This window comes from Gemmatimonadota bacterium (assembly GCA_041390105.1).
GTDB lineage: Bacteria > Gemmatimonadota > Gemmatimonadetes > Longimicrobiales > Gaopeijiaceae > JAGQIF01.
In genome coordinates, this window is sequence record JAWKQO010000001.1 from 1,169,645 (window position 1) to 1,194,322 (window position 24,678).

Sequence of the window (24,678 nt, forward strand, 5' to 3'; positions counted from 1 at the left end):
GGCAGGCCGGTGCTCTACGCCTTGACGATCCAGCGCTGGGGCTGACCGGACGCCGCGGCCACCTTGGCCGTGGCGTTGCGCGTGTCGATCAACGTCTGCGCCAAGCGTACGATGCGCTCGTAGTCGAAGTCCGAGTGATCCGTCAGGATCACGACGGCGTCTGCGTCCGTCAGCACCGCGTCGGTGAGCGGGACGGACGTGTGCTGCTCCCCGTCCTCACGAACTTCAGGCACGTAGGGGTCGTGGTAGCTGACGTGCGCACCCTCCTTCTCCAGGAGTCGGATCACGTCGAGAGCCGGCGACTCACGGACGTCGTCAATGTCCTTCTTGTACGCCACTCCCAGCACCAGGACCTTCGATCCGTTCACGGCCTTCTTGTGGGCGTTCAGGGCCTCCCGAATCTTTGCCACCACGAAGAGGGGCATATCCGAGTTGATCTGGGACGCCAGCTCGATGAAACGCGCCGTGTAGTTCAGCGACCGCATCTTCCACGACAGGTAGAGCGGGTCGATGGGGATGCAGTGTCCACCCAGCCCGGGGCCCGGCGTGAACTTCATGAACCCGAACGGCTTGGTCGCGGCAGCGTCGATGACCTCCCAGACGTCCACGCCCAGCTTGTCGGCAATGAGCGCGATCTCGTTGACCAGCCCGATATTGACCGCGCGAAACGTGTTCTCGAGCAGCTTGGTCAGCTCGGCGGACTCCGCCGAGGAGACCGGGACCATGGAGTCGATGAACCGGCTGTAGAAGGCCGCGCCCCGCTCCGCGCACGCCGGCGTCATCCCCCCGATCACCTTGGGGGTGTTCTTGGTCTTCCACACCGGGTTGCCGGGATCGACGCGCTCGGGCGAGAAGCAAAGGAAGAAGTCCTCGCCCACCTTCATGCCGTTCTGCTCGAGCGCAGGAAGCAGCACCTCGCGCGTGGTACCGGGATAGGTGGTCGACTCGAGCACCACCAGCTGCCCCCTGCGCAGGGCCTTGGCCACCGCCTCCGTGGCCGAGATGATGTAGGAGACGTCGGGGTCGCGCGTCTTCGACAGCGGAGTGGGCACGCAGATCGAGATGGCCTCGCATTCGGCGAGGCGGCCCATGTCGGTGGTGGCCTCCAGTAGACCCTGCTCACGCACCCGGGCCACGTCGGCGTCGGTCAGGTCCTGGATGTGGGTGCGACCGCTGTTGATGGTCTCGACCACACGGGGGTTGACGTCGAAGCCCAGCACACGCACGCCGGCGCTGGCGGCCTCGACGGCCAGTGGCAGCCCGACATAGCCGAGGCCGAGGACACCCATGGTCCCCGAGGTGGGGGCGTTACCCTTATTCACAGAGTTGCCTTCTTCAGAGTGGCTCAAGAGTCAGGATCCGGACGACGATAGCCGCGAAATCTGTCGCTTCGCGCAGACCCATTCAATCGGCAGGCTCGCTGAAGCGCCCTCGCTCCAGCCAGCGCGCCAGCACGAACAGCGCCCAGAGGGCATGCCCGTGGTCGGCTCTGCCGGCCGTGTGATCGCGGATCTTCGACCGGATCGCGTCGGCGCGGACCCATTGCAAGATCCGGGCACCGGGGGACAGCAGGGCCTCCTCCAGGGGACCTCGCCAGCGGCCCCGCAGCCAGGCGGGCAACGGGACGCCGAAGCCCATCTTGGGCCGATTCACGATCTCGGGGGGGAGGAGGTCGGAGAAGGCCCGTTTCAGTAGGGTTTTCAGCTCCCGACCTCGGATCCGCTGGCGGTCGGGCAGGCCGCTGGCGAACTCGATGACCGCCCGGTCCAGGAAGGGGGAACGGAGCTCGAGGCCGTGCATCATGCTGCACCGATCCGCCTTTACGAGGAGATCGTCCAACAGATAGGTCTCGAAATTGACGCTGAGGATCTGTCCCAGCGGGCCGGCTCCCTCCGCCCGGGCCAGAGCCTCCCGGAACGACGCCTCCCGGTCGACGGGCCCGGCGGCCGCCAGGGCCTCCGGGGTGAGTACCGTACGCGGGTCCTCGGGCCAATACCCGATCCAGCGCAGCAGACGCTGCTCCGGAGGCAGCAGGGCGGCGTCCAGGAACCGGCGGGCACGCCGCCAGGGGCTGCGGAAGTCGTCGGGATGGGGAAGCAGGGACGTCAGGCCCCGGCCGACGTGCAGCAAAGCAGCCGGGACCCGTTCGGCCAGTACCGCTCCCAGGAAGCGCGGGTACCCGGCGAACAGCTCGTCGCCGCCGTCCCCCGTCAGCGCGACGGTCACGTGCTCGCGGGTCAGCCTGGACACGATGGACGTGGGCAACGCCGAGGAGTCGCCGAAGGGCTCGTCGTAGGCCTCGAGCAGCGCGTCGAGCAGGTCCAGCGACTGCGTCTCGACACGGAACTCGTGGTGACGCGTTCCGAAGCGGGCCGCGGCCACTCGAGCGAAGTGGGTCTCGTCGTAGCGCGCATCGTCCGCGAATCCGATCGAGAACGTCTCTACCGGTTCGTCTCGCAGTCGGCTCATCAGGCCGACGACCAGCGTCGAGTCGATGCCTCCCGAAAGGAAGGCACCGAGCGGAACGTCCGCGACCAAGCGCTTCTCGACGGCTTGCTCCAGCAGCGCACGCACCGTCTGCGCTGGATTCCGCCGTTCACGCGTGGAGAAGTCCGCCGCCCAGTAGCGCCGCTCGGATTCCCCCCGCTCGTCCACCACGAGCAGGCTGGCGGCTGGGAGCTTCTGAATCGCTCGGTAGGGAGTCCCCGGCGTGGGTACGTATCCGTACGCCAGGTAGAGGGGCAGGAACGCACGATCCAGCCTGTCGTCTACCGCCGGAAGCGCCCAGAACGCCTTCATCTCGGAGGCGAACGCGATGCGGCTCGCGTCCCGGTAGATGAACAGAGGCTTCTTCCCGGCTGGATCGCGCGCGAGGAGCAGGCGCTGGCGCGGCTCGTCCCACAGGGCGAACGCGAACATCCCGTCCAGACGCTCGACCAGGGCATCGCCCCACGCCTCGTAGCCGTGGACCAGCACTTCGGTGTCCGATCGGCTTCGGAAGACGTGTCCCTCGCGCTGCAACTCGGCCCGCAAGCGCTGGAAGTTGTAGATCTCTCCGTTGAAGACGACGGTGACGGTGCCGTCCTCGTTCCCCATCGGTTGGTCGCCCGTGACTTTGTCGATGACCTCCAGCCGGGCGTGACCCAGGTGGCAGCGGCCGGACGCCGAAACCCAGGCGGTGCGCCGATCGGGGCCCCGGTGTTGCAGGGCCTCGGCCATGGCCTGCGCCTGGAGGCGGTCGCGCTCTCGCGCTCCCTCCAGTGGGGGCCCACGGTGGAGCACACCGGCGATGCCGCACATCAGCCTCGCCTCCTCCCTGCGCGCAGGGCCTGCAGGTTCTCCACCCAGTCATCGATCACCGCCTCGATCGAGTAGTGCGTCTCGACCCGGGACCGTCCCGCGCGCCCCAGGCTCCTCTGCCGCTCGGGGTCACGCAGCAGGGTGAGCAGTGCCTGACGCCACTCCACTCCGTCCCTGGCGTGCACACCGCTGACGCCGTCCTGCACCATCTCCTTCAACACCCCCACGGGTGAGCAGACGACGGGCAGCCCGCAGGCCATGTACTCGATCGCCTTGAGACCGCATTTCCCGCGCGACCAGGCATCGTCGGTGACTGGATAGAGGCCGATGTCCAGCTCCTGCACGCAGGCCACCCGCCGCTCCGGGGTCCACTGCTCGAACTCCAGCTCCAGCGGCGCAGGCGGAGTGGCCGGAGGGCGGTTGCACACGACCCGAAAGCGGAAGGGATGCTCGCTGGCCACCGCGGCGAGGTGGGAGTACAGCCCTTCCAGGTAGGGCAGCGCTGTATGGGATCCCACCCACCCGACGACTGCCCGCCCGTCGGACGGTGGCTTGGGCGCCGGTCGGTAGCGACCTGCGTCCACAACGGTCGGTACGACGCGAACCCCTTCCCCGGACCCTCGCGCCTCGCGCGCGTGCTCGGCCAGTGTCGCGTTACCAGCGAACACCTGGTCGGCGGTCCGGCAAAGGTCGTCGGTGGCGCGCCCCGGACGTCGCAGCAGGGCCGCCAGACGATGGCGACCGGGTCCCGACAGGTACAACGCATCGTCGAAGTCGTACACGAGCCCCCCCGGACGGGGCCGCAGCCGTCGCAGGAGCAGGTGGCCCCCCAAGGGAGCCAGCTCCCGTTGGACGACTACGACTTCGTCGCTCCGCAGAAGCCCGATGCGATGCCAGCGGCGTCGCCACGCGCGCAAGAGGAGCCCGACGCGAGCGGGCTCGCTGGCCCCCCCATAGAGATCGAGATAATCGCTGTCGGTCAGGAACGGTTCCAGTTGCAGATCGACCCCGCGCTGCTCCAATGCAGTACGGAATTGCGCCAGGCGAAACCAGGTGCTCGGCCCCCGCTCCGGGTAGGGCGCGAAGGCCACTACGCGCATGGCAGCACCCCCATCGACCGATACAGGGCTGCAAGCGTGCGCAGCCCGTCAGGAAGGGCGAAGTGCCGCCTGGCGAGGTCCCTTGCCTCGTCCGCGCGATCCGGGCGCCTCGCAGTTTCGAGGAGCCAGCGAGCGATACCTTCGGGATCGGGCGGAACGGGGAAGACGCGAGCCGCCGCGGACCCCTGGAATTGGAGTTCGAGGTCACCGACGCCCGAGGTCGCGGCGACCGCCAGGCCTGCAGCCAGGTACTCGCCCACACGAGTGGGAGCGCTGGCGCGCTTGGCCGGAGTCGGGCGTACGAGCGCCAGGCCGGCGTCCGCCATCGCCAACCACTCCGGCATCTCCGCACGGGACGCGGACTCCACACGCACGGACTGGCCGGCGTGATGGGCCAGTGCCTGGGCTTCGCTGCGCTCCCGGGTCAGCAGCAGGAACTGTCCTCCCATACGCTCGAAGGCCGCACCCACCGCGAGGGTTTCCTTCCCGAGGTACCACCCGCTCACGGTGCCCGCGTGCACCAGGAGCGGTCGCGACGGATCGAAGCCCCGACGCACGCGCAGCGCCCCAACGCCGGGCTTGGGCTCGAACTCGGTCAGGTCCACACAGGTGGGAACAACCACCTGGCGCGAAGTGGTCGCAGGTCCGAGCTCGGTCACGACCTCCTTCGCACGATTCGTCAGGTGCACGAGGGCATCGCTCTCCGCCAGCAGGCGCCGCTCCAGGCGGCGGGCTGCGGACACGACCGTGCCCCGGGTGGGCCAACGTCCCGACTCGATGCGCTCGTCCACCCAGAACCCCCGCATATCGAAGACCAGCGGGACACCGTGACGTCGCAGCGGCAGGGCCATTGCCCCGGCAACGTAGCTGCGCGCGTGGACCAGACCGAGGCCTCGTTCGGCGTGCAGGCGGTGCAGCGCGCGTCTTCCCTGCATCAGATCCCAGATCGTGGCGGGCAGGGAGGGTCGGCGGTGGTAGCTCAGGCACGTCCAGCCGACCCTGTGCTCCGCGAGGCGGGCGCGCAGCGCGTCGGTGGCCCCAGGTACCGCCAGGTCGTCCGGCTTCTCGAAGGACAAGACGTGCATGCAGTAGCCCGCCGCAGCGAGCCCGATCACATAGGGAAGCACCTGGGCTCGGCCCAGCGGCTCCAGCAGGCCATCGTAGGACACATACGCAACTCGCGCGGTCATGGCCCGGCCAAGACCTCGTCGAGCAGGGTCGCCAGCGAGCCCATCTGCCACTCGCGGCTGAGCGCGGCCAGCGGACGCCGCTCGTCCACGGGCGTCTGCAGCGTCCCCGCTCGATGCCGCCGGGCCACCTCCACAAACGCCGTGCTCCACGCCGATCCCGAAGCCCCGTCGACGAGCAGGGGACGGGCGTAGTCCGTCAACAGGACTTCCAACTCGGATCCTGGTCGCAGCGCCGCGACGATCGGTCGACGCACGCCGAGGTACTCGAACGCTTTTCCGGGAAGCACGGCCGCGTACGCAGGATGGGCATTGACCAGTAGGTTGGCCGACGCGTGGGCCATCTCCGCCCGCGCCTCGTGCGCCGACGTGGATCCCGGCAGCTCCACCAGTGAGGAGGGCAGTTCCAGGGCTCGGCAGGCCGAGGCCCACGGCTCCCGCGGACCGCGCACCCGCAGGCGCAACGGCACATCGACGCAGCGTTGCGCGGCCGCGAGTCCCTCCAGGAGAGGCTCGACACGCTCGCCGGGCGCCACGCTGCCTCCGTACAGAAACACACACGGCTCGTGCGGACCGGGCGGCGTCCCCGGTGGGGTCGGTTCGTATCCGTTTTGGACGACCGCGATGCGACCCTCGGCCACCCCATAGGAGCGACGCAAACCCTCGAGCGTGCTCTGGCTGGTCACCACGACTCGGTTCGCTCGCGCCAACACCATGCGGTGCAGTCGGTCGTCGATGAGCCGGCGCCCCGCGGACCGGGGCCGCAGGAAGGGATGGGCCTCGCTCCACGGATCCCGGAATTCGGCGACCCAGGGGAACCGGCCTCCCCGTATCCCGATCATCGCTGCAAAATGCGCGCTGTACGGCACGGACGTGGACAGCACGACGGTGTGCTGCGGGTCCGCTGCGGCGAGCAGAGAGCGCACGGCCCGCGCCGCGAACGGAATCCACGCAACTCGCGAATCGGGCACGTAGACCCATTCGCGGACGAACCGCCGAGCCCACGAGGTGGCCGCACCCTGCGGGCCCGGCTGGGGCGCGTCCGCGGGCACCGCCCTCCGCCTGTGGAGCCAGCGACCGAGTTCGGGGGAGGCGACCCCGATGCGCTCCACCCCCTCGACCGGCGAACCCGAAGACGCTCCTTCGATCGGGAAGAATGGGACGTGCGGCGTGACCAGGGAAACCGACCAACCCAGCCGAGGAAGCCAGCGCAGCAGGGACGCGGCTCGCTCACTCGCAATCCCGATCTGCGGGGGCACGTGGTACGCCACCAGGACGAGTCGCTTCATGCTCCGGAATCCACCCCTGTCATCCGGCGGATGAGGCTGCGCTCTTCCCGTCCGACTTCCCCAGCCACCCCCAAGGCGATGGCGTACACTCCGGCGAACAGCACCGCACCGAGCGTGAGGGAGGGCCGCATCCGCCACAACAGCACACCACTGCCCAGGGCCAGAAGCGCGGGACGGAGTTGGGCTCGCAGGCCCATGGATGCAATCGCCCTGGAACCCCGCGGCCCCAGCGCCACCAGGGTCACGACTCCGTAGGAAAGGGCGCTCGCCGCCGCTGCCCCCGCTCCGCCCCAGCGAGGGATGAGCGCCAGGTTCAGCCCCATGTTCAGAAGTGCGGCGGCCAGCGCCAGAAGGGACGCGGTCCCTTGCTCGCGGGTGGCGAACAGGCGGTTGTACAGAACCGAGTTCAGGAAGGTGGTGGGAGCACACCAGGCGAGCACCCGCAGCATCGGTACCGCCTCCGACCAGCCTGCCCCGAACAGGAGTGGGATCAGACGAGGCGCTTCGACGCTGATCCACACCGCGAAGGGCCATCCCAACCAAGCGACGGCGCGCACGCTCATGCGTGTGGCGCGATCGAGGGCGCGCGGTGATTCGACGTCCAGTCGCGCGAGCAAGGGGAACGCAGACGACATGAATACGACCGGGGCCAGATTGGCCACCTCGACGATCCGCACCGCGGCCCCGTACCACCCGGTTTCCTGGCCCCCGCGCAGGGCATACAGCATCACCTGATCGACGCGCAGGTAGACCTGGATCAGAGCGAGCGTCAAGGCCACAGGAATCGAAGCCCGTAGCAAGGTCCGCCACGCGAAGGGGGCCCAGCTCGGTCGCAGTCGTAGACCCGCCGCCCGCCCCAGCCACCCCGAGAGGAGCAGCACCATGAGCGCCGCCCCGGCTTCCAGCGCAACGAACGCCTCCAGCGGCGCGCGCCAGGTGATCATTGCGACCTTCAGTCCCGACAGCACCAGGGACCAGATGCCCAGTACGCCACGCGGGATCGCCGTCCTGAGTGCGGTGGCGTACGGTATCAAGAAGAGGGACGCACACCCGAACGGGAACGCCAGCGTCACCCAAACCACCAGCAGCAACTCTCGACCGCGCAGCCCAACCGCACCCGCGACGGACCACGCCAAGACCATCGACGCCAACGACAGGAGTACGCGCAGGGTGACCGCCTCGCCAAGGATCCGATCCGTATCCTGCGGAGCACGCGCCACCTCTCGCTGCGCGACGGTGTCGATCCCCACAGAGGCCAGGATGACGAAGAACGACTGGAAGGCGTAGGTGGACACCAACAGACCGTACTCTCCGGGTCCGAGGTAGCGGGCCAACAGCACGCCGACCACGGCGGCGAGCACGGTATTCAGACCGTAGCCGAGCGCGGTGGCCAGCACGTTCGTGCCGAAGCGAGCGGCGAGGACCTCGATCCGTTCGCTCCGGTCGGGCGAGACTCCGGGTGCGGGCGCGGCGCTCACCGCGAACGCACCGCTCGTGCCGTGAGCTTCCATCCGGGCAGGGTCCTGCGGATGGCATTCAGCGTCCGGGCTCCGCTGCCGGGGGCGCTCGCCTGCGCCGGCCGCCTCATCTCCGGCCCGGATCCGGAGGTGGGAGGCGCGGCCCGGCGCGAGGAGAGCAGGGCGCGCCGCGCCCGGGCCGCGCCGTCTACGAGTCCCAGCAGCAGGGGCGGCACGGAAACCGTGACGTCGACCCCCACGTAGCCCGTCTCCCGCAGCAATCTCTGCAGGGACGACGCACTGAAGTGATGCAGATGGTGGGGGAGGTCGAACACGTGGCGCTGCGCCGGCGGCCATACGCCCGCCGCCCACGCCTCGCGGTTGGGCACCTCCACCCACAGCGTGCCCCCACGCCGCAGCGCTCCGCTGATGCGCTCCAACGCCGACGCCGGGTCGGGGAGGTGCTCGAGCACGTGCAGCATCGTGACCAGATCGAAGGAGTGTTGCTCGATGCGGGCATCGTCGAGGGTGCACTCCTGAACCGTGAGCCCCTTCGCGCGCGCGGCCCGAACGGCATCGGGGGAGCGCTCGATGCCGATCCCTTCCCAACCGAGCTCGCCCAGCGCCGCGAGGAACCCGCCCGTCCCGCATCCGACGTCGAGGACCCGACTGCCTTGGGCTTGTGCCGCGACGCCACGCGCTCGAGCGCGGTAGCGCTCCACCCCGTCCGTCATCGAACGGGTTTCGTAATAGCCCTCGGAGTGCGGGGCGTCGGCGTGTCGGGCCGCCTCGTCGAACGGGTGGGTCCACCCGTGATGGCATCCCGGACACACGCGAACCTGCCACCCGTGCCACCGGGCGTGCACGGCCCCGGGGTGTGCCCGGCACAGCGGGCAGAGCGGGTTCACCGTGCTGCCCCCGCCCGCAGCGCAGGGCGGAGCAACTCCCGAAACGACGAGCCAGCCACGTGCACGGCCTCACGAGCTCGCACCCTCCGATACGACCCGCCTCGCAGCGCTCCAGCGATGCCGAACAGCGTGCCTTCGACGGTCGCAGCGATCGCACGAGCCAGGGAGAATGCCCACGCGTATGCCTCTCCCCGATCGCGGGCCAGGGCGATCCGCTCGCCGGAGACCACGCGGCCCACTTTGCGCGCGGACGTGCCCTCCCCGCTCGCCCCCCCGACGTGGATGACGGACGCAGCGGGATCGAACCAGATGCGCCCGCCGCTCCGACGCATGCGCAGGCACAGATCCAATTCTTCCCCGTAGAGGAAGATTGCCGGATCGAAACCACTGACGCCGTGAAACCACTCGGTTCGCACCAACATGCAGGCGCCGATCACCCAGTCCACGGTCTGGCGCCGGTCGTGCGCGAACTGGGGGCCCAGCAGCCATCCGCTGCGCCACGCTTGGGGTAGAAGACGCCAGAGTTCGGTGCGGGTGCACAGCTCTCGCGCGATGGTTGGTGCCCTCCGAGCCGACCACTGCAGCGATCCGTCCTCGCTCTCCACCCTCGGCCCCACTGCAGCGCAGAGTTCGTCACGATCAGCAGCCTCGACCAACGCTGCCAATCCGTCCTGGTCGGAAAACCAAGCGTCACTGTTCAGGAAGAGGAGGTAGGGCGTGGTGGCGTGTAGCGCCCCGAGGTTGTTGGCACGCCCGAACCCAAGGTTCTCTCCCACTTCGATCACCTGGATCTGGGGGAAGCGGGCGCGCAGCGCCTCGACCGAGCCGTCTGCTGACCCGTTGTCCACCACCACCGCAGCGACGTCGACACCACGCTGCTCCTCGAGGGAAGCCACAGCGCGGATCGTCAGCTCTCGGGTGTTGTAGCTGACGACGACCGCTGTGACCTGAGGCGTGGTCGAGAACACGATGGCGGGGCCTGCGTGGCTGGAAACCTGGCGTCCGGGATTGTATGCTGCCGCCCATCGGTGCGGAACCCCGCTCCTTTATACCCGCTTCGCCGTATGACAGACATCGTCTGCGTTGTGGCCGATCTGGCTCGGAACCCGCTCTACACGGCGATGCAGTTCGCGGGAGCGTTGGGCGGAGCTCCGCGCGTGACCGTCGCGGGCCCGAGCAGTGGGCCCCTGTGGCCACCGATGGCTCAGGAGGCGCCTCGCCCGAGAGAACTCCCTCGCCCCTGGCCTTGGACGCCGGCCGCACGCCGGACCCTCCGTGAGTTGGCGCGCGGCGCCCACCTCCTCTACGCGTTCAAAGCGATGCCCGGGAGTCTCGGTCTCGCCCTCGGCGTCGGGCGTGGACTCGACATCCCCGTCGCGCTGCACCTGGACGACTGGGACGCCGGTTTCTTCCACGACGTGTCGCCGCTGCGGCGGTGGGGTCGGGGGCTGCGCGATCTGCGGAACCCCTCAGGGGACCTGTACCTCCGCGGCATGGAGCGGTGGATCCCCGAGGTCGCTTTCCTTACGGTCTCCTCACGGGCGCTGCAGCGCCGCTTCGGCGGCACGCTGGTTCGTCAGGGTGTGGACGTGCATCGCTTCGACCCTGCCCTTCACCCCCAGGATGAGGCCCGAGCTCGCCTCGGGCTCCCGCCCGACGTGCCTGTGGCCGTCTTCGCGGGTACACCCCGAGCGCACAAAGGGCTGGAAGACCTCTTGGGCGCGATGCGGCGCCTGAGGGTGCCATTGCAGCTGCTGGTCGCAGGGGTTGCAGACGACGCGCTCGCCGGCGCTCTGCGTGCGGGAGGCGCGACCGTGCGGGGCTCCTACGCCTTTTCCCAGTCCGGCTGGGTTCTGGGCGCGGCGGACTTCGCGGTGATCCCACAGCGGGACTCGCCCTTCGCCCGTCATCAACTCCCGGCGAAGCTCCTCCACGCCCAGGCCCTCGCGCTCCCGACCCTGATCACGGACGTGGGCGACGCACACGAGCTGGTCGGGGGTTCAGCGCCGGCGGGACTCGTCGTCCCCGCCGGCGACCCCGACGCACTGGTCGAGGGTCTCGAGACGCTGGCCTGCGACAGTGGCCGCCGGGCGCGCATGGCCGTAGAGGCGCGCCGGAGAGCCGTACACGAACACGGCTGGCCGGCGATGCGCGACACCCTGGAGGCCCTCCTCCTTCAGGAGGGGTTCTCGGTTCCCCGTGCAGAGCGGGCGGACTCGTAGACGGCCCGGAGCCGCGCCTTGAAGTGGGCTCGGGTAAACGTCTCCTCGAAGCGCGCACGCGCGCGCGTGCCCCAAACGCCCGCCAGCTCCGGGTCGCGGACGAGCGGCTCCAGCGCCTCGACCCAGGGGTCCGCGCCGGAGCCACGCACCACCTGCCCACCTGTCCCCACGATCTCCGGTAGAGCGGCAGTATCGGATACCAACACCGCACGCCCGCAGGCCATCGCTTCCACCGCTACGAATCCGAAGCCTTCCGCCCGGGACGGCACCACCAATGCATGAGCCCGGGCCAGGATCGCGAAGAGGCGCTCCCGGGGAACCGCCGCCAGACCCATCACACCCTCTCGGGTCCAGTCCGGGTAGGCCGGGTCCCCCACCAGCGTGAGCTCGACCTCGAGCCCTCGTCCTCGAAGGCGTCGCTGCGCCTCCAGGGCCAGGTCGGCTCCCTTTCGCTCTGGATCGCGGCCCGCCAGCACCACCCGGAACGGCGAGGGCGGCGGGCCGGGGCCGACCCCCGGGTCGGAGAACCCGGGCGGCACGACGTGCACACGCTCAGACGGGACGCCCGCTGCCTTCAGGTGGCCGGCAGCGTAGTGGGAGAAGACCACGATGGCGGCCAGCCGCTCCCAGGAGACGAACTCGTTCGTGATGCCGAGGGGCGGGTAGAGCCGCGACGCGCGTGCGTAGAGCGTCCGGATGCGCTCGTCCGAGTAGGCGAGATACGCAGCCAGATAGTGACGGTAGGTCGCTCCGCCCAGGCTCATCACCACCGGCACGGAACCCTGGATGCGATGGGTCAGGTTGTGGACGTGCACCACGTCGTAGGCGTCATCCACGCGGTACGCCCTCAGCCCAGGCAAGGGCCAGAGCCACGGATGCACGAGGCGGTTGAACGCGCGCTCGGCCCACGCTTGGGCGCGCGCGCCCGGAGCGGATGCGTGGGCATCCAGCACGGCCCGGTAGGTGACGCCGTCCGGTGGATCCCCGATCAAGTCCGCGAGAAAGACTTCCTCGCCTCCGCCGCCCCGTGCCCCGAGCAGGAGGCAGGAGAGTGGGTCAGCCACCGGAGCGACGCGCCAGGCGACGTTGCCGCCACACCTCGATCCCGATGGCCGCGAATACGAGCACACCGATGACGAGCTGAGAACGGTGTCGATAGGCCGTCCCCGCGTTTCCCTCCACGAGACCGTATACGCTCGCGGTCAGCACGAAGAAGGTCAGGACGGGTATGGCTCGCTCGAAGTACCGACGCAGCACGTGGAGCGCGCCGCCGATGGCGAAGAGGAACAGCACGTACCAGAGAACCGTTTCCGGGAACGCCATGGCGGCCAGGGGGCTGCTGGTGGCCTGCCAGGGGAACGGGGCGAAGAGGAAGAACGAGAGGCCGAGCGGCAGGAAGGCCAGACCGCGAGCCGGTGTGGAGATGTCCACGCCAGGGGCGAAGGCCGTGCCTCCGAACGCCAGCGCGCGCCGTTGCGCGTCGAGACCCTCGAAGCTCGCCGTCTCCAGGAGCTCGGTTCCGAATCCCAGCACGCGATAGGCGCCGACCCACAGCGCCAGGACCGCGACGGCCGTCAGCAGTCGGGGAACGGGTCGCCGGCGGGCCGCCAGCGGCAGGGAGCCCACCAGAGCCAACCCGGCCATCCAGGCCATATAGTCGCGCAGCACCGCGAGGAGCCCCAACACGCAGAGCAGGCCCACCAGCACCCCGAGTCGGGGTCGTACGTGCAATCGCACCGCCAGCAGCAGGAAAACGGTGTTGAGCAGCGTGATGGGCGCCTCGCGCAGATTCTGCGTCGACCACAGGATGAGCGAGGGCATCAGAAACACCAGCAGCGCGCCTGCGTTGGCGCCGGCACGCCCGCCGACTTCTCCTCCCAGGCGGTAGGCGGCCAGCCCGGCCCAGACACCCAACGTGGCGTTGACGATCTTCGGAGCCAGCGGTACGAAGCCGAACAGCCGGAACAGCAGCGCGTTCCAATAGAACCAGGCGACTTCGTAGGTGCCGCCGATCTGCGCGGGAGGCGGCCCCTCCCCTTCGAGGTAGCGAAGGGTCCTCCAGCCCACGTCCTGGAACGTGAACTGGTCGGGCGCGAAGACGTCGACGGGTAGGGAGAAGTGGAGGGCCAGGGCGAGTCCCACCCGAAGCAGAAAGCCCGCCAGGACGAGGCGGAGCAGGAACGGGACATCGTCCGGCTCGACCAGCGCTCGGAACGCGACCGCGATCGAAAGCGCACCGAATGACACCACCGCCAGGGTCGCGCCCTGGTCGGCGGGGGATCCCCGCGTCAGCAGGAGAACGAGTCCGCCAAGGGCGACCAGCGCACCGCCTGCAACCGCCGCATCCGCCAGGCGCCACCCCCAGGCACCCGGCGCCCATGGAGGACGTCGGGCCTCCGCATGCACAACGCCCCCGCGGCCGGAAGCCGCGGGGGCGTGCAGGTCACCCATCGGTTCTGGACGGGCGGTCGGGGGTCAGACCCCCGCCGCAGCCGCGCGCGGCGCTTTGCGGATCTTGCCCGCGTGGATGCACGAGGTGCAGGCACGGACGCGCTTGGGGACACCGTCGGCGCCCAGCACCCGCACCGTCTGCAGGTTGGGCAACCAGCGGCGCCGCGATTTGTTGTTCGCGTGGCTCACCTTGTTGCCCGTCGAGGGCTTCTTGCCGCAAACCGAACAGACTCTGGCCATGATTCCCTGCCTCGTTTCCTCAGCCGCCCATTCCGGCGGATACCCGGGTGGCGTCGATGTAGCTCTCGGCGAACTCCGCCTCGATGCGGTTCACGTCGTTGGTGAACGACCCTCCGTTCTGCCAGGCGTCCAGCACGCTGTCCGACATGATGCGGACGGTCCCCGACACATCGGCGGTCCCTCCGGCCGTAAGCACCAGGCCGTTGACGAAGAGGGCCGGATCCACGCGCACCAGGTAGGGCTGGTCGTTCGTCAGCTTGGTCCAGAAGGCATGGTTGCCCAGGAGGCTCACGACCTCGATGTCCTCCATGCGGATGGTCTGGTCGACGTAGCCCGCGGGATTCCCGGTGAAGTCGGCGACGGTGACCAGGGCCCCCTCACCGGGCATGGCTTCTGGCTCCTCTTCCTCGACCATCACGGCCTGAGAAGGTTCGGCCGTCAGGCTGAGCCAGTACATGAAGCCGCCAATCGCCAGGAAAGCCACGATCATCAGGAGCGTGGCGGCGCCACTGGCGCCCTTACGAGATCCGAACATGCTTGACCGTCCGTTTCGTTAGGAGTCCGACCCGACGAGCTCGATCAGCGCCATCTCCGCGGCATCGCCGCTGCGGGCACCCATCTTCAGGATGCGGGTGTATCCGCCGGGACGATCACCATAGCGCGGCCCGATCTCGTCGAACAGCTTCCCGAGCACGGCTCGGTCCGAGATCTTGCGCGCCGCCAGCCGGCGCGCATGCACATCCCCGCGCTTGGCCAGCGTGATAAGCCGCTCGGCGAAAGGCCGCAGCTCCTTGGCCTTGGCCGTGGTCGTGCGGATCCGCCCATGGCGGAACAGCGCGGTGGCCAGGTTGCGGAGAAGGGCCCGCCGGTGGCCGGCGGTCCGCGAAAGTTGGCGCCCTCTTTTGGCGTGTCTCATCGTGATTCGTTCCTAAGCTACCGACTTGGAACCCGGTTGGCGAACCCGCTCGGGCTCCGCCTCCTCAGGCCTCGGCCCCGGTGTCGTCACCGGCAAAGACTCGGCCCCCGTCCTCCAGGTTCATCCCGAAGTCCAGGTTGTGCTCGGAGAGGAAGTCCTTGATCTCCTGGAGAGACTTCTTGCCGAAGTTCTCGATGGCCAGCATCTCGTCCTCGGTCTTCTGCACCAGATCACCCAGCGTCCGGATGTTCTCCTTCTGCAGGGAGTTTCGGGAGCGGACGCTCAGCTCGGCCAGATCCTCGATCGAGCGGGCGAACAGCTCCTTCATGCGGTCCGGCACCACGCGCCCGCCCGAGGAGCCGCCCTCGGGGAGGGCACCACCAGCGAGGTGCTGCAGGTAGCCGAGGTGACGCTGCACCAGGGCGGCCGCGTAGGCCACAGCCTCGGCGGGACGAAGCGATCCGTCCGTCTCAACCTGCAACGTGAGGCGGTCGAAGTCGGTGCGCTGGCCAACCCGAGTCTCGTCCACGGTGAAGTTCGCCCGCCGGACCGGGTTGTAGATCGCATCGATGCGGACGAGATCCACGGGAGCACCCCGGGGAATCGGATGCTGGTCCGCCAGGACGAAGCCTCGGCCTTTGTTCACGTACAGCTCGATGTGGAGGTCGCGGTCCTCTTCCAGCGTCATGATGTGATGCGACGGATCGACGACGGTTGCCGAACCCGGAGCCTGGATGTCCGCGGCCGTCACCGGCCCGGCCTTGCTGACGTCCAGCTCCAGCGTGGCCTCCTCGACGTCGTCCGAGAGCTGCACCACCAGTGACTTCAGGTTCTGGATCACCTGGTGGACGTCCTCGGCCACCCCGTGGATCGTCTGGTGCTCGTGCACCACGCCCTCGATGCGGAAGGCCCAGACCGCGGACCCTGGCAGAGACGACAGCAGCACCCTGCGAACAGAGTTGCCGAGCGTATGTCCGAAACCGCGCTCGAGCGGCTCGATCAGGAACGTCGCCCCCCGCCCATCAGAGGAGGCGGAGACGCTCTCGGCTCGCTCCGGCAGTACCAGTCCTGTCAAATCGATATCCACGTTCTCCTCCGGTTCGCCCCCGTGGGGCTGAGGATCCAGTCGATGGAGGTGCTGATCGTTACTTCGAGTAGAGCTCGACGATCAGCTGCTCTTGAACGGCGAGCGGAATCTCCGCGCGCGTCGGTGTGCGCATCATGCGGCCCACACGCGCCTTTTCGTCGAGCGCGATCCAGTCGACCAGGGGCGGCCGCGCCCGGGACTCCAGGCTGGCCTGAACGATCTCGAGGCCCTTGGATTTGATCCCGAGAGCAACCTCGTCGCCCTGCTTGACGGAATAGCTGGGAACATCCACCACGTGGCCATTGACCTCGACGTGGCGATGCCGGACCAACTGTCGCGCCTGGTTCCGGCTGGAGGCGAAGCCCATCCGGAAGACCATGTTGTCCAGGCGGGATTCCAAGGCTACCAGCAGGTTCTCACCAGTCACGCCCTGCCGCTTGGCCGCATTGTCGAACAAGTTGCGGAACTGGGTCTCACCCATTCCGTAGATGCGCTTGACCTTCTGTTTCTCACGCAGCTGCGTTGCATAGTCCGAGCTCTTGCGGCGCCGCGCCTTGGCGGGGCCGTGCTGGCCGGGAGGATAGTTGCGCCGGTCGACCGGGCACTTCTCCGTGTAGCACTTGGTGCCCTTCAAAAAGAGCTTCTGTCCCTCGCGGCGGCACAGCTTGCAGACCGCCCCCGTGTACCGTGCCATGTCAGACCCTGCGCTTCTTGGGAGGCCGGCACCCGTTGTGGGGCAGCGGCGTCACGTCCTGGATGGAACGAACATGCAATCCGGCGGCGGAGAGGGCCTGAATCGCCGATTCACGCCCGGAACCCGGTCCCTGCACCCGCACGTGCACCCGGCGCACGCCAAGGCTGTAGGCGTCCTTCCCCGCCTGCTCGGCAGCCACCGTGGCGGCGAACGGGGTGGACTTCTTGGAGCCCTTGAATCCCGCCTTGCCGGACGTGGCCCACGCCACGGTGTTGCCCTGGGAGTCGGTGATCGTGACCAGGGTGTTGTTGAACGTCGCCTTGATGTGGGCGATGCCTTCCGCCTCGACGACCTTCTTGGCCTTCTTGGTCCGAGTGCCTTTCGAGAGTGCCACGCTCAGTACCTTCCAGGAATCCTGGTTTCTTCTGCTTCCGAGAATGCGATGCGGCGGGCCTCGGCGAGGGCCGCCGCACGTCCCTGCGGTCGTCTGTGCGGCAGGGGCCGCACGTCGAGCCTATTTCTTCGGCGCCTTCTTCTTGCCCGCGATCGGCCGACGAGCGCCCTTGTGCGTCCGGGCGTTCGTGTGTGTCCGCTGGCCGCGGACCGGAAGACCCCGGCGATGCCGAAGGCCGCGGTAGCACCCGATGTCCATCAGGCGCTTCACGTTCATGCTGACCTCGGTACGAAGCGCACCCTCGACCTTGTAGCTGGACTCGATCTCCCGGCGAATGCGGTTGACGTCTTCGTCCGTGAGATCCTGGGTGCGGCGGCTGGGGTCCACGCCGATCTTGGCGAGGATCTCCCGGGCCCGCTGGTGCCCGATGCCATAGATGTAGGTCAGCGCAATCTCGATGCGCTTTCCCCTCGGTAGGTCGACGCCTGCGATTCTGGCCATGCTTCCGGTCGGTGCCCCTTAGCCCTGCCGCTGTTTGTGCTTCGGATTACGCTTGCAGATGATCCGCACCACGCCACGGCGGCGGATCACCTTGCAGTGTTCGCAAATCGGTTTGACGCTGCTTCTGACCTTCATCGGAGCTCCCTCAAGGCGGCCGTGGCAGAGCTAACTATACTAGCCTGACCCCTGAACCCGTTCAAGGGCTGACCAGCCCCCCCGGGGCCGGCTGCGTGGCCAGGGTCAAGATGCGGGGGCCCTGCTCGGTCACGGCCACTGTGTGTTCGAAGTGGGCCGAACGGCGCCGGTCCGCGGTGACCACGGTCCAGCCGTCCGACAGCGTACGGATCCGGTCGGTGCCACAGGCGAGCATGGGCTCGATCGCGAGGACCATCCCGGGCCGGAGTCGGGGCCCCTGCCCCGCCACGCCGGCGTTGGGCACCTGAGGCTCCTCATGGACGTCCCGCCCGATTCCATGGCCGACCAGGTCCCGGACGATCGAAAGCCCGGTCCCCCGGACGGTATCCATGACGGCGGCCCCGAGGTCCCCGATGTGGTTCCCGGACAGGGCAGCGTCGATGGCCGCCCCCAGGGAGGCCTCGGTCACCCGCAGCAGGGTCTGGGTCTCCTCGTCGACAGAGCCCACGGGGAACGTCCAGGCCGAATCCGAGCACCACCCATCCAGGCGGACCCCAACGTCGACGCTGACGATGTCGCCCTCGCTCAGCACGCGTTTCGGCGAGGGAATGCCGTGCACGACCTCGTCGTTGACCGAGATGCAGGCGCTGCCCGGGAAACCATAGAGCCCGTAGAACGCCGGCACGGCCCCGTCATGCGACCGGATGAAATCGTCGGTGAGACGATCGAGGTCCCCCGTGCTGATTCCGGGCACGACCGCCTCCGCGATCGCTTCGAACAGTTGAGCGATGATGGCACCGCCCCGCGCGATCAGATCCTGCTCCTCGGCCGTCTTGAGCTGGATCACGATCCCCCCCCACCCGGGTGGGCATCCAGCGCTCGGCCCAGGGCCGCCTGGACGTCGGCCACCGGTCTCTCCGCGTCGATGCGGACCGGTCGGGGGCCCTCCATCTCGTAGTATCCGATCAGCGGCTCGGTCAACTCGCGGTACACCTCGAGCCGCCGGCGCACGGTGTCGGCCTGATCGTCGGCGCGATGCGTGAGCGCATGGCCGCACGCGTCGCACACTCCCTCACGCGCGGGAGGCGTGAAGTGCACGTTGTAGACGCGATCGCAGTGCGGGCAGGAGCGACGCCCCGCGATGCGCTTGATGAGGGTCTCGTCGTCCGCTTCGAACAGGACCACGGCGTCGACCTGGCGGGACAGTCCGGCCAGGAGATCGTTCAGCCCCTCGGCTTGGGGAACCGTCCGCGGGAAACCGTCGAAGATGACCCGGGCGGCGGAGCCCAGCGCGTCCAGATGCTCACGCACCAGTCCCAGGATCAGCTCGTCTGGAACCAACTCCCCGGCGTCCATGAAGGCCTGCGCCTGTCGCCCCAGGGGCGTCCCCTCCCGCCGGGCCTGGCGGAGCAGGTCTCCCGTAGAGACATGAGCCCACCCGCGATCATCGGCGAAACGCTTGGCCTGCGTCCCCTTTCCGACGCCTGGAGGGCCCAGGAAGATCGTAACCACGGCGCGTTACATGTAGCGCTGCCGGCCCCGCATCTTCACCCGTCCCTTCTTCATGAAGCCGTCGTAGTGACGCAGGAGCAGGTGTTGCTGGGCCTGTTGAACAGTGTCCAACGCCACACCGACCACGATCAGCACGCTCGTGCCACCGAAGAAGAAGGTCTGGATGTTGAAGATGTCGAAGATGAAGAACGGGACCAACGCGATCAGAGCCAGGTAGATGGACCCCGGCAACGTAACCCGCGTGAGCACGCGCTCGATGTACTCGGCTGTGCGGGAGCCCGGTTTGACGCCTGGGATGAACGCGCCCTGCTTCTTCAGGTTCTCCGAGAGGTCGACAGGATTGAAGATGATCGCCGTGTAGAAGTAGGTGAAGAAGACGATCAAGATTGCGTACAGCACGTAGTACACGGGGCCGGGCTGGAACCACTGGGCGATGGTCTGCAGCCAGGGCCAGGGCGCGAATGCGGCAACCGTGCCCGGCACGATGATGAACGACTGGGCGAAGATGATCGGCATCACGCCCGCTGAGTTCACGCGGATTGGAATGAAGCTCTTCTGTCCCTCACGCACGCGTCCCCGCCCCATCACCTTACGCGGGATCTGCACGGGGATGCGCCGGGCGGCCATGGTCATCACCACGACACCGGCCGTGACGCCGACGATCACGGCCAGCAGAGCCACCAGCCCGAACACGCCGATCTCTCCGAGGCGCAGCGATTCGACCGTGCGGGCGATCGCGGCCGGGAAGCTCTCGATGATCGAGAAGAAGATCAGGAGCGACATCCCGTTGCCGATGCCCCGCTCGGTGATCTGCTCACCCAACCACATCACGAACACGGCGCCGGTGGTCAGCGCGGTCATGGTCGTGAACATGAACCCGAACCCGGGGGTGTGGACCGCTCCGGGCAGGCCCTGCAGGAACACCGCATAGCCGTATCCCTGGGCCGCCGCCAACGCCACCGTCACGTAACGGGTCCACTGCGTCAGCTTCTTGCGGCCGTCCTCGCCCTCCTTCTGCATCTTCTCCAACGTGGGGAAGACCGCAGCCAGCAGCTGGAACATGATGCTGGCGGAGATATAGGGCATGATCCCGAGCGCGAAGACGGTCGCTCGCGACAGCCCTCCCCCCACGAACATGTCGTAGACGCCGAACAGCGTGCCCTGGAGCTGACCGAACTGCTGGCGCAATGCACCGACGTCGAGGCCCGGCACCGTGATGTGGGCGCCGATGCGATAGATGAACAGGACCAGCAAGGTGAAGAGGATGCGGTCCTTCAGCTCCGGAACACGAAACAGTCGGGTAAGCGGGTTGGTCGACATCGGTCGCGCCCTACTCGCTGGCGGATCCGATCAGCGTCACCGACCCACCGGCCGCTTCGATCTTGGCCCGCGCGCTCTCGCTGATCCGCTCCACGCTGACCTGGACGGCCCGATCGATGTCGCCCTGGCCCAGAAGCTTGATGGGCTTCGCGGTCGAGCGTACCAGACCCGATTCCCGCAGGGTCTGGGCGTCGACCACGGACCCCTCCACGCGCTCCAGGGCGCCCACATTGACGAGCTGGAACTCGACCCGATGGATGTTCGTGAAGCCCCGCTTGGGGATACGGCGCTGCAAGGGCATCTGTCCACCCTCGAAGCCGCGCTTGCGACGACTGCCCGTGCGCGCTCCGGCGCCCTTCTGACCCCGCCCGGACGTCTTACCCGATCCGGAGCCCGGACCCCGACCGACGCGCTTGGCGTTCCGGTGGGACCCCTCGGGGCGAGACAGCGTGTGTAGTTCGACCACTGGATTCGTCTCCTCGCCTAGTCGGCCAGCGGGCGGACCTCGACCAGGTGACGCACCTGGTGGATCATCCCCCGAATGGCGGGCGTGTCGTCATGGATCACCGACGACTGGTGCTTCTTCAAGCCCAGCGCCGCCAGCGTTCTCCGATGCAGTCCCGGGCGGCCGATGCCGCTCCGGACCTGCTTGATCTCGATTCTTCCGGGAGTGGAGCTCTTCTTCGCCATGGATTCAGGTTCCCGTTGCTCAGCGCTGCAGCATGGTCTCGACGGGCACACCCCGCTCACGAGCAACCTGCTCGGGGGTGACCAGAAGCCCCAGGCCCGCCATGGTGGCGCGGACCACGTTGATCGGGTTGTTCGAGCCCATGCTCTTGGTAAGGACGTCCGTGACGCCCGCGGCTTCCAGAACCGCCCGCACCGGACCTCCCGCGATCACGCCGGTTCCGGGCGCGGCCGGGCGCAGCAGGACCCGCCCCGCGCCCCACTCACCGAGCACTTCGTGCGGGAGCGTGCCGGAGACCAGCGGGACCTCGACCATGGCGCGGCGAGCCCTTTCCAGGCCCTTGCGGATGGCTTCCGAAACCTCGTTGGCTTTGGCCAGCGCGATCCCGACCTTGCCCTTCTGGTCACCCACTGCCACCAGGGCCGTGAAGGAGAACCGCCGTCCACCCTTCACCACCTTGGCGACGCGGTTGATGTGAACCACGTTCTCGACCAGATCGCTCTCGCGCTGACGCGACTGCCGCTTCTCGTTGGCCATCAGAACTGCAAGCCTCCCTCACGTGCGCCTTCGGCGAAGGCACGAACCTGACCGTGGTATTGGTACCCCGCGCGATCGAACACCACCGCTGTGACTCCCGCCTCCACCGCGCGTTGGGCCAGACGCCGCCCAGCCTCGCGAGCACGAGCGACACCCGGATTGGGTCCCTCGGGCACGAAACCCGTCAGCGTCGACCCGCGGGTCGCCAGTCCGACGATGGTCCGCCCCGCGTCGTCGTCGACCACCTGACCCTCGATGTACTTGAGGGAGCGGAACACCACCAGTCGTGGCCGCTCGCCCGATCCCTGCACGCGATTCCGGATGCGCCGATGCCGCTTCTTGCGCTGCGCCTCGCGGCCCGTCGCCTTCTTTCTCGCTCTGGAGCTCATTTCTCGTTCCTCAGCCTCAGCGGTCGCTCAGGCGACCCGTCGACACGCACTAGGATCCAGCCGTCTTACCGGCCTTGCGCCGCACCTGCTCGTCCTCATACCGAACGCCCTTGCCTTTGTAGGGCTCCGGGGGCCTGAACCCACGGATCTCGGCAGCGACCTGCCCGACCTTCTGCTTGTCGGCGCTGCGCACCACCACTGTGGTCGGCTGCGGCACCTCGATCTCCACGCCCTCGGGCGCCTGATAGTCGATGGGGTGCGAATAGCCGAGGTGCAGCGTCACACCCCCGCCCTTCTTCTCGGCGCGATAGCCGACCCCCACGATCGACAGCGTCTTCTTGAACCCCTCCGTGACACCCGTCACCATGTTGGCGGCGAGCGTGCGGGTCAGTCCGTGCAACGCCTTGTGCTGGCGCTGGTCGGACGGCCTCCTCACGTGGATGGCGCCGTCTTCGATCGCAACCTGGATGTCCCCGGGCACACGCATTGAGAGTTGGCCCTTGGGGCCCTTCACGCTGAGCGTGCCGTCCGCTTGCTGCACATCGACGCCCTTCGGGACGGGGATAGGCAGCTTTCCGATCCGTGACATTGGCTTTCCGTTCCGTCCTGGCCTACCAGACCAGCGCCATGAGCTCGCCGCCCACACCCTCGGACCGCGCTCCCCGATCGGAGAGCAGGCCGCGGGAGGTGGACAGAATCGCCATTCCCAATCCATTGCGGACGCGCGGGATATCCGCAGCGCCCACGTACCGACGGCGACCCGGCTTGGAAACCCGCTGCAAGTGGCGGATCACCGGGTGACCATCGTGATACTTCAAATAGACCCGCAGCACGCCGAAGCGTCCATCGTCCAGGACTTTGAAGTCGTGGACGAAGTGGTTGTCTCTCAGCAGTCGGGCGACTTCCGCCTTCTGCTTCGACGTCGGCATGTCGGTCCAGCGCTGCCCCGCCGCTCCCGCGTTGCGGATGCGGGTCAGCATGTCGGCAATCGGATCCGTCATCATCGCTGCTTCGTGCCTCGCGCTCTCGTCAGGTCTGCGTAGCCTCGACCTGCACGGGAGTGGCGCCCCGGAAGGGCATACCCATCTCGCGCAGGAGAGCCAGCGCCTGATCGTCCTTGTCGGTCGTCGTGACCATGGTGATGTCCATCCCGTGGACCTTGCCGACCTTGTCGAACTCGATCTCGGGGAAAATGATCTGCTCCTTGACGCCCATGGTGTAGTTCCCACGGCCATCGAAGGACCGGGTGGGCAAGCCGCGGAAGTCGCGTACACGCGGCAGCGCCGTGCTGATGAGCCGATCCAGGAACTCGTACATCTGCCGCCGACGCAAGGTCACCGACACACCGACCGGCATCCCTTCGCGGAGGGAGAAGTTGGCGATCGATTTGCGCGCCTTGTTGATCACGGGCTTTTGGCCCGTAATCACGCCCAACTCGTCGACGACGGAGTCCAGGAGCTTGGGGGTCCGTGATCCTTCGCCCATGCCCACATTGACCACGATCTTCGAGATGCGTGGAATCTGGTGGACGTTGGTGAAGCCGAACTCCTCGCGGAGCTTGGGCACCACCTTTTCCCGATAGTGTGTCTGTAGACGCGGTTCCATGTCTCTATGCCCTGGGAATGGAGTTGCCGCTCTTCACGGCAATCCGCTCCTTGGTTCCATCCGACTCGACCCGAATCCGGACTCGGCTCGCATCTCCGGTGGCGGGGTCGATCAACATCACATTGGAAATGTGAATCGGAGCCTCGAACGTGATGATGCCACCATCGGGCTCGTCTGGCGTGGGGCGCTGATGCTTCTTGCGCATGTTCACGCCCTCGACGACGACCCGGTTCGAATCCCGCAGGACGCGAAGCACGGTACCCTCCGCGTCCCGGTGGTTGCCCCGGATGACTCGCACCCGGTCCCCTTTGGTGATGGTGTGTTTCCGCATGTTTCGTTGCCTTCTAGAGCACTTCGGGTGCAAGCGACACGATCTTCATGTACCGCTTCTCACGGAGCTCACGCCCCACGGGCCCGAAGATGCGCGTGCCGCGAGGCTCGCCGTTCTGGTTGATCAGCACCGCGGCGTTGTCATCGAACCGGATGTACGACCCGTCCTTGCGCCGCGTCTCTTTGCTGGTACGGACGATCACAGCCTTCACCACCTCGCCCTTCTTCACGGGCGCGTTGGGGATGGCGTCCTTGATGGTCAAGACCACCTGATCTCCAACCCGCGCGTACCGCTTGCGGGAGCCTCCGAGGACGCGAATGCACAGCGCCCGTTTGGCCCCGGTATTGTCCGCGATCTGGACGATCGATTCCTGCTGGATCATGGCTCTGTTTCCCGGCCGTTCGTCGTATGCGAC

31 protein-coding genes are annotated in these 24,678 nt (G+C 67.9%); 1 reads left to right on the forward strand and 30 read right to left on the reverse strand.

The genetic code is table 11. The features are described 5' to 3' along the window. Positions 1-14 precede the first annotated feature (14 nt). The 8 genes from R3E10_05245 to R3E10_05280 form a co-directional block, all read right to left on the reverse strand. Positions 15-1,322, reverse strand: a complete 1,308-nt coding sequence (locus tag R3E10_05245) for a nucleotide sugar dehydrogenase (protein MEZ4415140.1) — start codon at positions 1,320-1,322, stop codon at positions 15-17. 82 nt (positions 1,323-1,404) lie between these two features. Beyond that, positions 1,405-3,300 (reverse strand): asparagine synthase (glutamine-hydrolyzing), encoded by a 1,896-nt coding sequence (asnB, locus tag R3E10_05250; protein MEZ4415141.1) that lies wholly within the window; start codon positions 3,298-3,300, stop codon positions 1,405-1,407. Continuing rightward, positions 3,300-4,400 (reverse strand): glycosyltransferase family 4 protein, encoded by a 1,101-nt coding sequence (locus R3E10_05255; protein ID MEZ4415142.1) that lies wholly within the window; start codon positions 4,398-4,400, stop codon positions 3,300-3,302. Before R3E10_05255 ends, asnB begins: the two co-directional genes overlap by 1 nt. After that, complete coding sequence (locus R3E10_05260) at positions 4,391-5,590, reverse strand: glycosyltransferase (protein ID MEZ4415143.1); 1,200 nt, start codon at positions 5,588-5,590, stop codon at positions 4,391-4,393. Before R3E10_05260 ends, R3E10_05255 begins: the two co-directional genes overlap by 10 nt. After that, positions 5,587-6,876 carry a glycosyltransferase gene (locus tag R3E10_05265; GenBank protein ID MEZ4415144.1) on the reverse strand — a complete coding sequence of 430 codons (1,290 nt, stop codon included), beginning with the start codon at positions 6,874-6,876 and terminating at the stop codon, positions 5,587-5,589. The genes R3E10_05260 and R3E10_05265 overlap by 4 nt, the downstream gene beginning before the upstream one ends. Further along, complete coding sequence (locus R3E10_05270) at positions 6,873-8,387, reverse strand: flippase (protein ID MEZ4415145.1); 1,515 nt, start codon at positions 8,385-8,387, stop codon at positions 6,873-6,875. The genes R3E10_05265 and R3E10_05270 overlap by 4 nt, the downstream gene beginning before the upstream one ends. Further along, the gene (locus R3E10_05275) at positions 8,351-9,067 is read right to left on the reverse strand and encodes a class I SAM-dependent methyltransferase (GenBank protein MEZ4415146.1); all 717 of its coding nucleotides are present in this window, start codon (positions 9,065-9,067) and stop codon (positions 8,351-8,353) included. Before R3E10_05275 ends, R3E10_05270 begins: the two co-directional genes overlap by 37 nt. Positions 9,068-9,237: 170 nt before the next feature. Then, entirely contained in the window at positions 9,238-10,209 is a 972-nt protein-coding gene (locus R3E10_05280) for a glycosyltransferase family 2 protein (protein MEZ4415147.1), read from the reverse strand. A gap of 96 nt (positions 10,210-10,305) precedes the next feature. Between R3E10_05280 and R3E10_05285 the strand changes: the two genes are divergently transcribed. Beyond that, positions 10,306-11,463: a glycosyltransferase family 4 protein gene (locus R3E10_05285; GenBank protein MEZ4415148.1), complete on the forward strand. Its 1,158-nt coding sequence runs from the start codon at positions 10,306-10,308 to the stop codon at positions 11,461-11,463. Here the strand turns inward: R3E10_05285 and R3E10_05290 are convergent. From R3E10_05290 to rplN, 22 genes are all read right to left on the reverse strand, one after another. Beyond that, on the reverse strand, positions 11,418-12,527 hold the full coding sequence (locus R3E10_05290; protein ID MEZ4415149.1) for a glycosyltransferase family 4 protein: 1,110 nt from the start codon (positions 12,525-12,527) through the stop codon (positions 11,418-11,420). The genes R3E10_05285 and R3E10_05290 overlap by 46 nt on opposite strands. After that, positions 12,520-13,914 (reverse strand): glycosyltransferase family 39 protein, encoded by a 1,395-nt coding sequence (locus R3E10_05295; GenBank protein ID MEZ4415150.1) that lies wholly within the window; start codon positions 13,912-13,914, stop codon positions 12,520-12,522. The genes R3E10_05290 and R3E10_05295 overlap by 8 nt, the downstream gene beginning before the upstream one ends. A 24-nt stretch (positions 13,915-13,938) precedes the next feature. Further along, on the reverse strand, positions 13,939-14,154 hold the full coding sequence (gene rpmB / locus R3E10_05300) for a 50S ribosomal protein L28 (GenBank protein MEZ4415151.1): 216 nt from the start codon (positions 14,152-14,154) through the stop codon (positions 13,939-13,941). 19 nt (positions 14,155-14,173) lie between these two features. Beyond that, positions 14,174-14,689, reverse strand: a complete 516-nt coding sequence (locus R3E10_05305) for a hypothetical protein (protein MEZ4415152.1) — start codon at positions 14,687-14,689, stop codon at positions 14,174-14,176. A gap of 18 nt (positions 14,690-14,707) precedes the next feature. Continuing rightward, the gene (gene rplQ, locus R3E10_05310) at positions 14,708-15,070 is read right to left on the reverse strand and encodes a 50S ribosomal protein L17 (GenBank protein ID MEZ4415153.1); all 363 of its coding nucleotides are present in this window, start codon (positions 15,068-15,070) and stop codon (positions 14,708-14,710) included. Positions 15,071-15,134: 64 nt separating this feature from the next. Then, positions 15,135-16,157, reverse strand: a complete 1,023-nt coding sequence (locus R3E10_05315) for a DNA-directed RNA polymerase subunit alpha (GenBank protein ID MEZ4415154.1) — start codon at positions 16,155-16,157, stop codon at positions 15,135-15,137. Between the two features lie 58 nt (positions 16,158-16,215). Beyond that, positions 16,216-16,851, reverse strand: a complete 636-nt coding sequence (rpsD, locus tag R3E10_05320; protein ID MEZ4415155.1) for a 30S ribosomal protein S4 — start codon at positions 16,849-16,851, stop codon at positions 16,216-16,218. Position 16,852: 1 nt separating this feature from the next. After that, the gene (gene rpsK, locus R3E10_05325; protein MEZ4415156.1) at positions 16,853-17,245 is read right to left on the reverse strand and encodes a 30S ribosomal protein S11; all 393 of its coding nucleotides are present in this window, start codon (positions 17,243-17,245) and stop codon (positions 16,853-16,855) included. Positions 17,246-17,365: 120 nt separating this feature from the next. Further along, positions 17,366-17,746: a 30S ribosomal protein S13 gene (rpsM, locus tag R3E10_05330; protein ID MEZ4415157.1), complete on the reverse strand. Its 381-nt coding sequence runs from the start codon at positions 17,744-17,746 to the stop codon at positions 17,366-17,368. 18 nt (positions 17,747-17,764) lie between these two features. Then, positions 17,765-17,881 (reverse strand): 50S ribosomal protein L36, encoded by a 117-nt coding sequence (gene rpmJ / locus R3E10_05335; protein MEZ4415158.1) that lies wholly within the window; start codon positions 17,879-17,881, stop codon positions 17,765-17,767. 61 nt (positions 17,882-17,942) lie between these two features. Beyond that, entirely contained in the window at positions 17,943-18,728 is a 786-nt protein-coding gene (map, locus tag R3E10_05340) for a type I methionyl aminopeptidase (protein MEZ4415159.1), read from the reverse strand. After that, positions 18,725-19,393 (reverse strand): adenylate kinase, encoded by a 669-nt coding sequence (locus R3E10_05345; GenBank protein ID MEZ4415160.1) that lies wholly within the window; start codon positions 19,391-19,393, stop codon positions 18,725-18,727. The genes map and R3E10_05345 overlap by 4 nt, the downstream gene beginning before the upstream one ends. A 6-nt stretch (positions 19,394-19,399) precedes the next feature. Then, entirely contained in the window at positions 19,400-20,713 is a 1,314-nt protein-coding gene (gene secY / locus R3E10_05350; protein ID MEZ4415161.1) for a preprotein translocase subunit SecY, read from the reverse strand. Positions 20,714-20,723: 10 nt separating this feature from the next. After that, positions 20,724-21,179 (reverse strand): 50S ribosomal protein L15, encoded by a 456-nt coding sequence (gene rplO / locus R3E10_05355; protein ID MEZ4415162.1) that lies wholly within the window; start codon positions 21,177-21,179, stop codon positions 20,724-20,726. Between the two features lie 17 nt (positions 21,180-21,196). Further along, entirely contained in the window at positions 21,197-21,403 is a 207-nt protein-coding gene (rpmD, locus tag R3E10_05360) for a 50S ribosomal protein L30 (protein ID MEZ4415163.1), read from the reverse strand. 19 nt (positions 21,404-21,422) lie between these two features. Beyond that, complete coding sequence (gene rpsE / locus R3E10_05365) at positions 21,423-21,938, reverse strand: 30S ribosomal protein S5 (protein ID MEZ4415164.1); 516 nt, start codon at positions 21,936-21,938, stop codon at positions 21,423-21,425. Beyond that, the gene (gene rplR / locus R3E10_05370) at positions 21,938-22,327 is read right to left on the reverse strand and encodes a 50S ribosomal protein L18 (protein ID MEZ4415165.1); all 390 of its coding nucleotides are present in this window, start codon (positions 22,325-22,327) and stop codon (positions 21,938-21,940) included. Before rplR ends, rpsE begins: the two co-directional genes overlap by 1 nt. A 49-nt stretch (positions 22,328-22,376) precedes the next feature. Beyond that, on the reverse strand, positions 22,377-22,916 hold the full coding sequence (rplF, locus tag R3E10_05375; GenBank protein MEZ4415166.1) for a 50S ribosomal protein L6: 540 nt from the start codon (positions 22,914-22,916) through the stop codon (positions 22,377-22,379). 22 nt (positions 22,917-22,938) lie between these two features. Continuing rightward, the gene (gene rpsH, locus R3E10_05380) at positions 22,939-23,331 is read right to left on the reverse strand and encodes a 30S ribosomal protein S8 (GenBank protein MEZ4415167.1); all 393 of its coding nucleotides are present in this window, start codon (positions 23,329-23,331) and stop codon (positions 22,939-22,941) included. 25 nt (positions 23,332-23,356) lie between these two features. Further along, entirely contained in the window at positions 23,357-23,932 is a 576-nt protein-coding gene (rplE, locus tag R3E10_05385) for a 50S ribosomal protein L5 (GenBank protein ID MEZ4415168.1), read from the reverse strand. Positions 23,933-23,936: 4 nt separating this feature from the next. Then, positions 23,937-24,263, reverse strand: coding sequence for a 50S ribosomal protein L24 (gene rplX, locus R3E10_05390; protein MEZ4415169.1), 327 nt, complete (start codon positions 24,261-24,263; stop codon positions 23,937-23,939). A 13-nt stretch (positions 24,264-24,276) separates the two neighbouring features. Next, positions 24,277-24,645 carry a 50S ribosomal protein L14 gene (gene rplN / locus R3E10_05395; GenBank protein MEZ4415170.1) on the reverse strand — a complete coding sequence of 123 codons (369 nt, stop codon included), beginning with the start codon at positions 24,643-24,645 and terminating at the stop codon, positions 24,277-24,279. Between the last annotated feature and the right edge of the window lie 33 nt (positions 24,646-24,678).